Source organism: Roseobacter sp. HKCCA0434 (genome assembly GCF_032464675.1).
Lineage (GTDB): Bacteria > Pseudomonadota > Alphaproteobacteria > Rhodobacterales > Rhodobacteraceae > Pontivivens.
Map to the genome: position 1 here is coordinate 114,878 of NZ_JAWDKL010000001.1, position 12,966 is coordinate 127,843.

Genomic DNA, 12,966 nt, shown 5'->3' on the forward strand with positions numbered 1-12,966 from the left:
CCGTCTGCACAGGGAAGATAGATGCGAGATGACAAGGCACCGCTGCTGGACGTGGCGGACCTCAAGACCGTGTTCCATACGCGATCGGGCGATGTGCACGCGGTCAATTCGGTTTCCTTCGAGGTTGCACCGGGTGAACTGGTCGGCGTCGTGGGGGAGAGCGGCTCGGGCAAGTCGGTGACGATGATGAGCCTGATGAACCTGCTGCCCCGCGCGGCGGAGGTCGTGTCGGGCGAGGTGCTGTTCGAGGGGCGCGACGTGCGCGCCATGTCCCGGCGGGAGCTGTTGCGGCTGAGGGGCCGCGACGTGGGCTTCGTCTTCCAGGACCCGATGACCTCGCTCAACCCGGTCTTCACCGTCGGCCGCCAGATCACCGAGCGGTTGCGCAAGCACATGGGCATGGGCAAGCGGGCGGCGCGCAAGCGGGCGGCGGAGCTGATCGCGCTCGTCGGCATCCCGGATGCGGAGCGGCGGCTGGGCGACTATCCGCACCAGTTCTCGGGCGGGATGCGCCAGCGGGTGATGATCGCGATGGCGCTGGCCTGCGATCCGAAGCTGCTGATCGCGGACGAGCCGACCACCGCGCTCGACGTGACGATCCAGGCGCAGATCATCGAGCTGGTGCGCAAGCTGCGCCATGAATTCGAGACCGGCATCGTCTGGATCACGCACGACCTTGGCGTCGTGGCGGGCATCGCGGACCGGGTGATCGTGATGTATGCGGGTCAGATCGTCGAGCAGGCGCCGGTGCGCGAGTTGTTCGCGCGGCCGCAGCATCCCTATACACGCGCGCTGCTGGAGACGCTGCCGCAGGTGACGGGGGAGCGGTCGGAGCGGCTGCGCACGATCGAGGGTCAGCCGCCACAGCTCGACGCGCATCCGACGTCCTGCCCCTTCGCGCCGCGCTGCGCCCACGCCTTCGGGCGCTGCCTGACGGAGAACCCGGTGCGCATCGACGTCGGCCACCGGCACGACGTCGCCTGCTGGTGGGATCCCGAGACGGGGGAGGCGCGCTTCCATGACTAGACCGCTGGTGGAGATCCGCGATCTGAAGATGTATTTCGACATCCACAAGGGTGTCCTGCGCCGCAAGGTGGGCGAGGTGAAGGCGGTCGACGACCTGAGCTTCGACATCCACGAGGGCGAGACGCTGGGCCTGGTGGGCGAGAGCGGCTGCGGCAAGTCCACGACGGGCCGGGCGATCCTGCGGCTCTACGACCCGACCGCCGGATCGGTGCGGATCGGCGGCGTGGACGTGGCGGGGCTGGGGCCGAAGGCGCTGCGAAAGGCGCGACCGCAGATGCAGATGATCTTTCAGGATCCGCAGGCGAGCCTGAACCCGCGCATGACGGTGGGGGAGATCATCTCCGAACCGCTGCGCGAGCACACGGACATGGACCGCAAGGCGCGCAATGCCCGCGTGCGCGAGCTGATGGACGCGGTGGGGTTGAACCGGCGCTATGCCGACCGCTATCCGCATGAGTTCTCGGGCGGGCAGCGGCAGCGGATCGGCATCGCGCGGGCGCTGGCGCTGAACCCCAAGTTCATCGTCTGCGACGAGCCGATCGCGGCGCTCGACGTGTCGATCCAGGCGCAGGTGGTCAACCTGCTCGAAGACCTTCAGCGCGATCTGGGCCTGACCTATCTGTTCATCAGCCACGATCTGAGCATGGTGCGCCACCTCGCGACGCGGGTCGCGGTGATGTATCTGGGCAAGATCGTCGAACTGGCGCCGCGCGACGCGCTCTATTCCGAACCGCGGCATCCCTACACGCAGGCGCTGCTGAGCGCCGTGCCGGTCGCCGACCCCGAGGTCGAGGCGACGCGCGAGCAGATCATCCTGACCGGCGACGTGCCGAGCCCGGCCAACCCGCCCAAGGGCTGCAATTTCTGCACGCGCTGCCCGAAGGTGATGGAGATCTGCCGCGAGGTGGTGCCGGAGTTTCGCGAACATACACCGGGGCGGTTCACCGCCTGTCATCTGGTGGATGAAGAACAAGACGCAAACCAATTGCGCGGCAACGATAAAATCATAATCCAACAAGGAGAGATCATATGAAACGCTTCGGTCTTCTGATGGGGGCGACCGCCCTCGTGACCGCGGGCATGGCTCATGCGGATGCGCATACCGAGCGCGGCGCGGACGGTCAGCTCAACATCATCTACTGGCAGGCGCCCTCGACGCTGAACCCGTATCTGTCGGGCGGCACCAAGGAGATCGAGGCCGCCTCGCTGATCCTGGAGCCTCTGGCCCGCTATGACGAAACGGGGACCATGGTGCCCTGGCTGGTCGACGAGATCCCCACGGTCGAGAACGGTGGCGTGTCCGAGGACCTGACCACGATCACCTGGACCATCTCGGACGGTGTGATGTGGTCGGACGGCACGCCGCTGACCGCCGCGGACGCGGTGTTCACTTGGGAGTACTGCACCGACCCCGAGGGCGGCTGCGCGCAGGTCTCGAACTACACCGATGTCGAGAGTGTCGAGGCGGTGGACGACCAGACCATCCGCATCACCTTCTCGGTCCCCAAGCCCTTCCCCTACGGGCCCTTCGTCGGCGCGCAGTCGCCAATCCTTCAGGCTGCGCAGTTCGCCGACTGCATGGGCACCAACGCGCCGACCTGCACGGACCAGAACTTCGGCCCGATCGGGACCGGCCCGTTCATGGTCAGCGATTTCCGCGCCAATGACGTGATCACCTACGAGGCGAACCCGAACTATCGCGACGCGGCCAAGCCGGCCTTCGCGACCGTCACGCTGAAAGGCGGCGGCGACGCGGCCTCCGCCGCGCGGTCGGTGCTGGAGACGGGCGAGTTCGACTATGCCTGGAACCTGCAGGTCGAGCCCGAGATCCTAAGCCAGATGCAGGCCGCGGGGCAGGGCATGGTCGTGTCCTCCTTCGGCACGAGCGTCGAGCGTCTGCACATGAACCAGACCGATCCCGACCCCTCGCTGGGCGAGGAGCGCTCGACGGTCGCCCATCCGCACCCGTTCCTGACCGATCCGATGGTCAACCGGGCGCTGTCGATCGCGATCGACCGCGAGATCCTGGTCGAGGCGGGCTACGGCGAGGCGGGTCAGCCGACCTGCAACGTGCTGCCCGCACCCGAGGTCTATGCCTCCACCAACAACGACTGGTGCCTGGAATACGACCCCGACGAGGCGAACCGCATCCTCGACGAGGCCGGCTGGGAGATGGGCGACGACGGCGTGCGCACCAAGGATGGCGAGCGTCTGAGCGTGCTGTTCCAGACCTCGACCAACTCGGTCCGTCAGGGCACGCAGGCCTTCATCAAGCAGATGTGGGAAGCGATCGGCGTCGAGACGGAGCTGCGCAATATCGACGCGTCGGTCTTCTTCGGCGGCGATCCGTCGAGCCCGGACACGTTCCAGAAGTTCTATGCCGATATCGAGATGTACACCAACAACTTCGACGGCACGGACCCGGAGCGGTACATGGCCAACTGGCTGTGCTCGGACATCCCGTCGCCCGACAGCGGCTGGCAGGGCTCGAACATCCAGCGCTTCTGCTCAGAGGAGTATGACGCGCTGGTCGCCCAGATGGCGAACACCGCGGCCATCGAGGACCGGGCGGCGCTCGCCATCCAGATGAACGACATGATCATGGAGTCGGGGTCGATCATCCCGCTGATCCACCGGGGTGGCGTCTCCGCCCATGCCAACAGCCTGGAAGGCGTGCGCATGAACGAGTGGGACAGCGAGCTGTGGAACGCGGCCGACTGGACCCGCGCCGAGTGAGGCGTGGCGGGGCGGCGAGGCGTGTCCTGCCGCTTCGTTCGGTCGAGGTTCCGGGTCTTCGCCCGGAACGGCGAGGTCTATAGCTTCGCCGTTCCCGCGAACGCGGGAACCTCGACGAAGATAGAGATCCGGGGCGGCGGGTGGCCGCCGTCCCGACACCAAGACAAGGCCACGAATGGCCGATGACCAGAGGCGTCCCATGTTCGCATTCACCATCAGACGATTGCTGTTCGCGATCCCGACGCTTCTGGCCATCAGCTTCATCATCTTCGCGATCCTCGACCTCGCGCCCAGCGATCCGACCGGCAACCTGCCGCTGACGATCCCGCCCGAGGTGCGCCAGCAGATCCGCGACAGCCTCGGGCTCGACGAGCCGTTCCCGGTCCGCTACGCGCTGTGGCTCAAGCAGTTCTTCATCAACGAGCCCATCAACCTGATCGAGGGCTGGACCGGCTGGACGATCGGCGAGGGCGATCGGCTGCGGGTGACGAGCTGGGCCACACGATCCCCGGTCGTGGACCTGATCATCGAGCGGATGCCGCAGACGCTGTGGGTCGTGGGCATGAGCCAAGTGATCGCCGTGCTGATCGCGGTGCCGATCGGCGTGATCTCGGCCTATCGGCAATATTCCTGGTTCGACCAGATCGGCACCTTCGTGTCGATGGTCGGCTTCTCTATCCCGACCTTCTTCACCGGGCTGGTGTTCATCGTCTTCTTCTCGGTCGAGTTGCAGTGGTTCCCGTCGATCTACGACACCAACCACCGGGTGACGGACTGGGAGAGCTTCGTCTTTCAGATCAAGCAGATGATCATGCCGACGATGGTGCTGGCGCTGGCGACGGCGGCGCAGCTGAGCCGCTACATGCGGGCCTCGATGCTCGACAATCTCAGCCAGGACTACGTGCGCACCGCGCGGGCCAAGGGGATGACCGAGCGGGTGGTGGTCTGGATCCACGTGCTGAGAAACTCGATGATCCCGGTGGTCACGGTGATCGCGCTCAACATTCCCACGATCTTCGGCGGGGCGATCATCACTGAGCAGATCTTCCGCGTGAACGGGATCGGACAGCTGCTGATCGTCGGCATCCAGGGGGCGGATATCCCGCTGGTGCAGACGCTGACCTTCATCTTCGCGGTGCTGATCGTGCTGTTCAACCTGATCGCCGACATCCTGTACGGCATTCTCGATCCGAGGATCCGCTATGAGTGACCAGGACCGCATCATGAAGGAAGCCGTCGTCGAGACGGTGGAGGATCGCCCGCGCACGCTGGCGCGCGACGTGTGGAGCCAGTTCACCTCGCACAAGGGGGCGATGGCGGGGCTGATCGTGTTCAGCTTCATCGTGCTGGCCGTGATCTTCGGCCCGTTCATCCACACGATCGACCCGACCTATAACGACTTCCGCGCGCGCAACCAGGGCATGAGCCTCGCGCATCCGATGGGGACGGACAACCTGGGCCGGGACATGTTCGCGCAGGTGCTGCAGGGCGGGCGCGTGTCGCTGCTGGTGGGCGTGACGGCGATGGCGATCGCCATGTTCTTCGGCACGCTGATCGGGGTGCTTGCGGGCTATTTCAGGCGGCTCGACGGCATCCTGATGCGGCTGACGGATCTGTTCCTGGCGCTGCCGATCCTGCCGCTTTTGCTTGTCATCATCATGCTGTTCCGCGATACGCTGCGTCAGGCCTTCGGGCCGGAGGCGGGGATCTTCCTGCTGATCGTGTTCATCATCGGGATCACGTCGTGGATGCAGACCGCCCGGATCGTGCGCGGGGACGTGCTGGCGCTGAAGGAGCGCGAATTCGTGCTGGCCGCGCGCTCGATCGGCACGCCGGCCTGGCGGATCATCCTGCGCCACATCCTGCCCAACGTGCTGAGCCCGATCATGGTGTCGGCGACGCTGGGCATCGCGACCGCCATCATCACGGAAAGCGCGCTGAGCTTCCTCGGGCTTGGCTTTCCGTCGGATTTCCCGACCTGGGGTCGGCTGCTCTACGACGGGGCGAACTTCATGACGCTGACGCCGAGCCGGGTGTTCTGGCCGGGGCTGGTGCTGTCGCTGACGGTCTTGAGCGTCAACTATATCGGAGACGGACTTCGCGACGCGCTCGACCCGCATATTCGCGGGCGCTGATCCTGATCGCGTGCCTGCTGGCGGGGCCGGTCCCCGCCCAGCAGATCGGGCTGTCGGTGGTCAATGCCGAACTGCGCCAGGAGCCCGAGGGCTGGACCTTCTACGGGATCGTCTACAATGTCGGGGACGTGCCCGTCACGCTCTACGGCATGGACGGGCCGGATGGCGAGGACGGCTATATCTACGCGCAGGCCGAGGCCGAGGTGGTCGAGCTGTTCGAAGTGGAGATCGCGCCGGGCAACGCGCTCGACCTCGTGCCCGCGACGCTGTTCCTGCGGTTCGAGGAGCTGGACGCGGTGCCGCCCGACGGGGTGGAGATCCGGCTCTATTTCGACGATTTCGAGATGCCGGTCGAGACGTTCGTGCCCGGCTAGGCCGGGCGTGGGTGGGCGGCGAGGGGCATCCCGCGCTTGTTGGCGACGAGCAGGGCGATCGCGACCAGTGCGCCGATCAGGTTGACGGCGAGGCCTGCGGGCCAGAGGCAGGCGAGGCCGGCGGCCCCCGCCACGATCCGCGCGGGCCAGCCCATCGGGCGTTCCATGCAGCCTTGCAGCGCGCCGGCCAAGGCGTAGGTGCCCACGACGCCGAACAGGAACACGACGAATGCGTCGCCCCAGTTGCCCGACAGGAAATCGGTATAGGCGAAGAGCACCGGCACGATGTAGAGGCCCTTGGCCAGTTTCCACGACGCCACGCCGGTCGCCATCGGCGGCGATTTCGCGATGGTCGCGGCGGTGAAGGCGGCCAGCGCCACGGGCGGGGTTACGTTCGAATCCTGGCTGAGCCAGAAGATGATCATGTGTGCGGAAAGCAGGGCGGCGAGCGCCGTCTCGGCCGGAACGACGGTGTCGCGCAGGGGGGCCGCGACCTCCAGCGGGAGGCTTCCGACGATGGCGCGCGCCTCGGCCACGGGCATGGGGGCGGAGAGCAGCGGCATGATGTCGGGGGCCGACAGCATGAACAGCGCCTGCGCGCCCATCGGCAGTTCTCCGTTCGCGATCATGTCGACGATGAAGCGGTCGGAGATCATGCCCGCGATGGCGGGGGCGGAGAGGGTGGCGAGCACGATATAGGCCGCCGTCACCGGCAGACCCATGCCGAGCACGAGGCTTGCCAACGCGACCAGCACGATGGCGAGCAGCAGGTTGCCCTGGCTCCAATCCGCGATCATCAGGCTGAACGTGTTGCCGACGCCGGCGGTGGCGATGACGTTGACGACGAGGCCGACGGCGCAGAGCAGGACGGCGGTCATCACCATCGAGCGCGCGCCCATGACGAGCGCCTCGAAGATCGCCTTCGGGCCCATCGGGTTCTGCGTGAGCCAGCTCGACACGATCACCGCGCCGATGCCGATCACGGCGGCATAGGTGGGGGTGAAGCCCGAGACGAGCAGGAAGATGAGCGTGGCGATGGGCAGGATGAAGCTGGCCCCGCCGGCCTTCACCGCGCTCCACAGCGTCGTGCCCTGCGCCTCCATCGGGGCGAGGTTCTGCCGCTTCGCCTCGATCCGCACGAAGAAGGCGACGGTGAGGAAGTAGAGCAGGGCGGGCAGGGCCGCGACGGCGACGATGGTCTCGTAGGGGATCTGGGTAAAGCTCGCCATGACGAAGGCACCGGCACCCATGATGGGCGGCATCAGCTGCCCGCCGGTGGAGGACGCGGCCTCGACCCCGCCCGCGAACTTGGCCGGGAAGCCCGCGCGCTTCATCAGCGGGATGGTGATCACGCCGGTGGAGGCGGTGTTGGCGATGGCGGAGCCAGAGATGGTGCCGGTCAGGCCGCTCGCGATCACGGCGACGAGGCCGGGGCCGCCCACGAGCTTGCCCGCGATGGCGCGCGCGAGGTCGATCACGAACTCCCCCGCGCCCGAGCGGATCAGGAAGCTGCCGAAAATGATGAAGAGGAACACATAGGTCGAGGAGATCGACGCGATGGTCCCGAACATGGCGTCGTCGCCATAGATCGAGCGGAAGAGCACGGTCTCCCAGCTGAGGCCGCGGAAGGCGAAGACGCCGCCGACCCACTGGCCCCAGAGGCCGACATAGGTCAGCGACAGGACGATGAGCACCGGGATCACAAGACCCGAGACGCGGCGCGTCAGCTCGGTCGCCGCGAGGATGGCGGCGATGGCGGCGATCCAGTCCATAGGCGCGAGGTTCACGCCCCGGTCGTAGATCGCGTCCTCGGCCAGCGCCATCCAGGTGGCGCCGCCCACGGCGATCAGTCCCAGCGCGATGTCGGAGGCGAGCGACGCGCGGCTGCGCTTCAACCGCTCGCGCGGCAGCACGGGATAGAGCAGCGCGGCGAGGAAGGCGAAGCCGGAGAAGTGGAAGACGTTGCGCTCGAATTCCGAGAGGACGGGGAAGAGCGCGAGGTAGAGGTGCCCGCAGGACAGGATCAGACAGACGGCGATGGACAGCCAGTGCAGCGGGCCGGTCAGCTCCCGCGTGGGGCTTTCGGTGACGATCTCGTCTGCAGCCGGGGTGGGGGCCTGGGTGGCGGCCTGGTCGGTCTCGGTCATGGCGTCGGCACTCTGTCAGATGCAAGCAGGGACGGGCCGATGACCCGGCGCCGCGCGGGCGCCGGGGGCAAGGGCCGTAAGGGCGGCCCCGGTCGGGAGACCGGGCCTTCTCAAGCAGGAAAGCGGCCCCGACGCGAGGTCGGGGCCGGATCCGTCACTCCGCGGGACGCAGGCGGTCGGGGATCTCGACGCCGACTTCCTCGTAGTAGCGGATCGCGCCGGGATGCAGCGGCAGCGGCAGGCCGGCGATGGCCTTCTCGATCGCCATCGCCTGCGTGGCCGGGTGGATCGCCTGCAGGAAGGGCAGGTTCTCGTAGATCGTCTTGGTGATCAGGTAGACGTTCTCATCCGGCAGGTCGGCCTGCGTGGCGAGGAAGTTGGGCTGCGCGATGGTGGTCACGGCCTCTTCCTGGCCGGGATAGGTGCCCGCCTCGATGGTGTACTCGGTCCACAGCTCACGCCCGCCATCGGCCTGCGCGATCTGGTCGGCATCGAAGTTCAGGAGGGTCACGCTGTCACCCGCCGCGGCGAAGAGCTGGCTGATCGCGCCGACCGGCACGCCCGCGGGGGTGGAGATGCCCGCGACCTGACCGTTCTGCAGCGCCTCGGCGGACGGGCCGTAGCCGCCTTCGACCAGTTCGTAATCCTCGTAGATGTCGACATCGAAGCCGTCGAGGATCGCGGCGTTGGAGCCGATGGTGCCCGAGTTGCGGCGGCCGAGCGCCATTGCCTGACCGGTCTGGCCGACGAAATCGGAGATCGTGCCGGTCTCGGCCAGGTCGCTGTCGATCACGAAATGCTCGACGTTCTGCCAGAGCATCGAGACGGAGCGCATGTTCTCCTGCGCGCCGGCTTCCTCCAGCGGGCCGGTGCCGGTCGCCGCGTAGTAGCCGTAGAGTCCCTGCATGATGGCGAACTGCGCCTCGTCCTCGCGCAGCAGGCGCACGTTCTCGCCCGAGCCGGCGGAGGAGATGGCGGACATGCCGATGCCGTCGCCCGGCTGCAGCTTGACCTTGACGAGCGTCGCGAGGGCGACGCCGACGGGGTAGTAGGTGCCGCCGGTCGAGGCGGTGGCGAGGATGTAGTCCGCGGCCTCCGCCTGCGCGGTCGCGGCGCCCGAGGACAGGCCGAGCGCGGTGGTCGCGGCGAGGATCAGCTTCATGCTGTGAAGGGTCATTTGGATGTCACTCCCTGTGCGTTGGATTTCGTCGGGCCGTCTTGCGGGCCCGCACCGGGATCATTGCAAGCATCGTGCCAGCCTGCATAGGGTTGATATGGCCGCTCACAGCACTATGGGTCTGCGGATTTCCGCAGGATGGGGCGGCTTGCCTGCGACGGCCCGCAGGGATCAGGGCCGGAAGGCGGCGCTGTCGAGGCCATGGCGCACCAGCTTCTCGTTCAGGGTGCGGCGGCCGATGCCGAGATCCTCGGCCACGTCGTCCATGCGCCCGTGGTGCCGCTCCAGCGCGGCGGCGATCAGGTTGCGCTCGTAGGCGGCCATCGCGTCGCGCAAGGTGGCGGCGGGGGCGTCGGGCTGGCGCAGCGCCGTTGCCATCGAGCCGCGGCCGCGACGGGCAGAGAGGATGCGCCGCTCGGCGATCTGGCGCAGTTCGCGGACGTTGCCGGGCCAGTCATGGGCGGTGAGGGCCGCGACCTCGTCGGGGTCGAGATCGGGCGCATCGACGCGGTATTCGGTGGCGAGCCGTTCGAGGAAATGGGTGGCCAGCAGCGCGATATCCTCGCGCCGCGACCGCAAGGGGGGCAAGCGCAGCTCGACGGTGTTGAGACGGTAGAGCAGGTCCTCGCGGAAGCGGCCTTCGGGGATGGCGGCGGCAAGATCCTCGTTGGTGGCGGAGACGACGCGCAGGTCGACGTCCACGGGCTTGGTGCCGCCGACCGGGACGACCTGCTGGGTTTCGAGCGCGCGCAGCAGCTTGGCCTGATGCTCGACCGGGCAGGCGCCGATCTCGTCGAGGAAGAGCGTGCCCCCCGAGGAGGCGCGGAAATAGCCCTCGGCCCCCTTCGCGGCCCCGGTGAAGGCGCCGGCGACATGACCGAACATGGAGGCCTCGAACAGTTCTCCCGGCACGGCGGCGCAGTTGACGGCGATGAAGGGCCCGTCCGCGCGGTCTGACATGTCGTGGAGCGCGCGGGCGACGACCTCCTTGCCGGTACCGGTCTCGCCCAGCACCAGCACGGGGGCGCGGGTGTCGGCGACGTCGAGGATGTCCTCGCGCAGTTCGGCGATGGCGGCGCTGCGGCCGATCAGGGTGCGGTCGAGGCCGGAGAGCCGCCCGAGCCGCCCGCGCAGGCGCGCGTTCTCGGCCCTCAGCTCCGCCTGTTCGAGTGCGTGGGAGAGGGCGGCGAGCAGGCGCGGGGTTTCGAAGGGCTTTTCGATCAGGGTATAGGCCCCTGCCTGCATCGCCTCCACCGCGAGCGGCACGTCGGCATGGGCCGAGAGCAGCAGCACGGGGGGCGGATCGGGCCGCGCAAGTACGGCGCGCATCAGTTCGATCCCGTCCATGACGGGCATGCGGATGTCGGTCAGCAGCGCGTCGCAGGGTCCAGCGTCGAGCGCGGCGAGCGCGGCGCGCCCGTCCGCGACCGTGCGGGTCTCGTAGCCCGCGCGGCCCAGCAGATGATCGAGCGCCGCGCGCATGTCGGCATCGTCTTCGGCGATCAGGATGTGCTTGGTCATGGCGAGCTCCTTCCTCCGGTCGTCTCGGCTGTCATGCACGGGCCGTGCCAGCGATCAGCGGCAGGCTTGCGATGAAGCGGGTGCCGCCGCCCTCGGCCGCCTCGGCGCGCAGGGTGCCACCATGCTCGGCCATGATGGTCGCGGAGATCGCGAGGCCGAGGCCCATGCCGCCGCCCGAGGGCTTGGTGGTGAAGAACGGCTCGAACACGCGGTCGGGCTGGTCGAGTCCGCGCCCGTGGTCGCGCACCTGAAGGAGCGCGGAAACGTCGGTCGTCTCGATCCGCAGCGTGACGGGCCGGTCGGTATGGCCCGCGCTCGCCTCGCGCGCGTTGCGCAGCAGGTTGATGAGCACCTGTTCGAGCCGCGCCGCGTCCGCGCGCGACAGGACCGGTGCGTCGGGCAGGTCGAGCGTGATCGCTTCGGGTGTGCCGGGGGCCGCGACCTCCGCCGCGCGGGTGGCGACGAGGCGCAGGTCGACCGGGCGCAGATCCGGCTTCTGCGGCTGCGCGAAATGGCGCAGCTGGCGCACGATGCCCTGCATCCGGTCGGTGATCGCGCCGAGCCGGTCGAGCAGCGCGCGCGTGTCGGGATCGTGCCCGCTGCCGGGCATGTCCGCCGCCCCGAGCCAGGTGCGCATCGCGGCGATGGGCTGGCCCAGCTCATGCGTGACGGAGGCGGAGAGCTGGCCGAGCGCCGCGAGACGGCTGGAGCGTTCGAGATCGGCCTGTGCCGCGGCGAGGGCGAGCTGGGCCTCGCGCCGCTCCTCGATCTCGGCGGCGAGGGCGGCGTTGGCGCGACTCAGCGCGCGGCGGGCCTCCTGCGAGATGCCGAGCGCGCGGCGCACCCGGCGTCCGCGCAGGATCAGCCACAGCGCGAAGCCCGACAGCGCAGCAAGGGCGAAGAGCCCCAGCGCGGTGTTCGCCCGCGCCAGGACACGGGCGCGCGGGGTGAAGTAGTGCAGCTGCCAGCCCAGCCGACCGACGGGCCGGGTCACGTGCAGCATCTCCTGCCCAGACAGGCGCGTCGTGGCCCCTCCGGTGAAGTCGTCGAGCGGGGTCAGGGGCTCGGTCCCGAACTGGCGCGCGAAGGCGAGGCGGTCGCGGTCGCGGGGGCCGAGCGGGCGCAGGGTGCGGTAGGTCAGCTCCGGCAGGGCGGAGAGCACGATGACCCCGCTCTCGTCGCTGACGAAGACCTGCTCGCCGCCCGCGATCCAGGCCTCGGTCAGGTCGGTCAGGTCCCGCTTCAGCGCGACGACGCCCAGCGGCAGCGGGTCGGCGCCGATCGGGGCGGAGAGGAAGAAGCCGGGGGCATTGGTGGTCGCGCCGATGGCGAAATAGGCGCCGCGCCCGCCCGCCAGCGCCTCGATGAAATAGGGGCGGAAGCCGTAGTTCTGTCCCTCGAAGCTGCCCGGCGTCCCCGCGTTCGAGGCGGCGATCGTCAGGCCGCTGCGGTCCATGAGGTAGAGCGCGTCGAGCCCGGCCTCCGCCGCGAAACGCGTCAGGCGCGCATTGGCAGCGGGGCGGGCCGCGGGATCGCTCAGCGCGCGGGTCAGCAGCGGGTCTTCGGACAGCACCGGCGGGAGGTGATCGAACTGTTCGAGCGCCGCGATGAGCGAGGCGCGGTAGAGCTCCGCCCGCTGGGCGGCGGCCTCCAGCGCCGCGTCGCGGGTCAAGAGGCGCGTGCCGTGCCAGACCGCGAAGGCCGTGACGAGCAGGACGAGGCCGATCAGGACGGCGCGCAGATCCGGGCGGGTGAAGGTCATGCGCCCATCCGCGCGGCGCGCCCGCGTCTTGTCAAGCGGGGCGCGGGGCGGCGCATGTCGGGATCGCGTATTTGAGGGAAGATGAAGG

Annotated in this window: 10 protein-coding genes; 6 read left to right on the forward strand and 4 right to left on the reverse strand. The window is 68.6% G+C overall.

Annotation, left to right across the window (positions count from 1 at the left end; translation table 11 throughout):
• Positions 1-21: 21 nt before the first annotated feature.
• The 6 genes from RX333_RS00595 to RX333_RS00620 all read left to right on the forward strand — a co-directional run bounded on the left by RX333_RS00595 (position 22) and on the right by RX333_RS00620 (position 6,271).
• Entirely contained in the window at positions 22-1,026 is a 1,005-nt protein-coding gene (locus RX333_RS00595; protein ID WP_316012959.1) for an ABC transporter ATP-binding protein, read from the forward strand.
• Entirely contained in the window at positions 1,019-2,059 is a 1,041-nt protein-coding gene (locus RX333_RS00600) for a dipeptide ABC transporter ATP-binding protein (protein ID WP_316012960.1), read from the forward strand. The genes RX333_RS00595 and RX333_RS00600 overlap by 8 nt, the downstream gene beginning before the upstream one ends.
• Positions 2,056-3,762: a peptide ABC transporter substrate-binding protein gene (locus tag RX333_RS00605; RefSeq protein ID WP_316012961.1), complete on the forward strand. Its 1,707-nt coding sequence runs from the start codon at positions 2,056-2,058 to the stop codon at positions 3,760-3,762. Before RX333_RS00600 ends, RX333_RS00605 begins: the two co-directional genes overlap by 4 nt.
• Before the next feature lie 199 nt (positions 3,763-3,961).
• Positions 3,962-4,972, forward strand: coding sequence for an ABC transporter permease (locus tag RX333_RS00610; protein ID WP_316012962.1), 1,011 nt, complete (start codon positions 3,962-3,964; stop codon positions 4,970-4,972).
• Positions 4,965-5,897, forward strand: a complete 933-nt coding sequence (locus tag RX333_RS00615; RefSeq protein ID WP_316012963.1) for an ABC transporter permease — start codon at positions 4,965-4,967, stop codon at positions 5,895-5,897. The genes RX333_RS00610 and RX333_RS00615 overlap by 8 nt, the downstream gene beginning before the upstream one ends.
• Positions 5,898-5,953: 56 nt before the next feature.
• Positions 5,954-6,271 carry a hypothetical protein gene (locus tag RX333_RS00620; protein ID WP_316012964.1) on the forward strand — a complete coding sequence of 106 codons (318 nt, stop codon included), beginning with the start codon at positions 5,954-5,956 and terminating at the stop codon, positions 6,269-6,271.
• Here the strand turns inward: RX333_RS00620 and RX333_RS00625 are convergent.
• The 4 genes from RX333_RS00625 to RX333_RS00640 all read right to left on the reverse strand — a co-directional run bounded on the left by RX333_RS00625 (position 6,268) and on the right by RX333_RS00640 (position 12,878).
• Positions 6,268-8,418 carry a TRAP transporter fused permease subunit gene (locus RX333_RS00625; RefSeq protein ID WP_316012965.1) on the reverse strand — a complete coding sequence of 717 codons (2,151 nt, stop codon included), beginning with the start codon at positions 8,416-8,418 and terminating at the stop codon, positions 6,268-6,270. The genes RX333_RS00620 and RX333_RS00625 overlap by 4 nt on opposite strands.
• A gap of 154 nt (positions 8,419-8,572) precedes the next feature.
• Complete coding sequence (locus RX333_RS00630; protein WP_316012966.1) at positions 8,573-9,595, reverse strand: TAXI family TRAP transporter solute-binding subunit; 1,023 nt, start codon at positions 9,593-9,595, stop codon at positions 8,573-8,575.
• Positions 9,596-9,766: 171 nt separating this feature from the next.
• A complete protein-coding gene (locus RX333_RS00635) occupies positions 9,767-11,116 on the reverse strand; it encodes a sigma-54 dependent transcriptional regulator (protein WP_316012967.1) in 1,350 nt (449 codons plus the stop codon).
• Between the two features lie 31 nt (positions 11,117-11,147).
• Complete coding sequence (locus RX333_RS00640; RefSeq protein ID WP_316012968.1) at positions 11,148-12,878, reverse strand: ATP-binding protein; 1,731 nt, start codon at positions 12,876-12,878, stop codon at positions 11,148-11,150.
• Positions 12,879-12,966 lie beyond the last annotated feature (88 nt).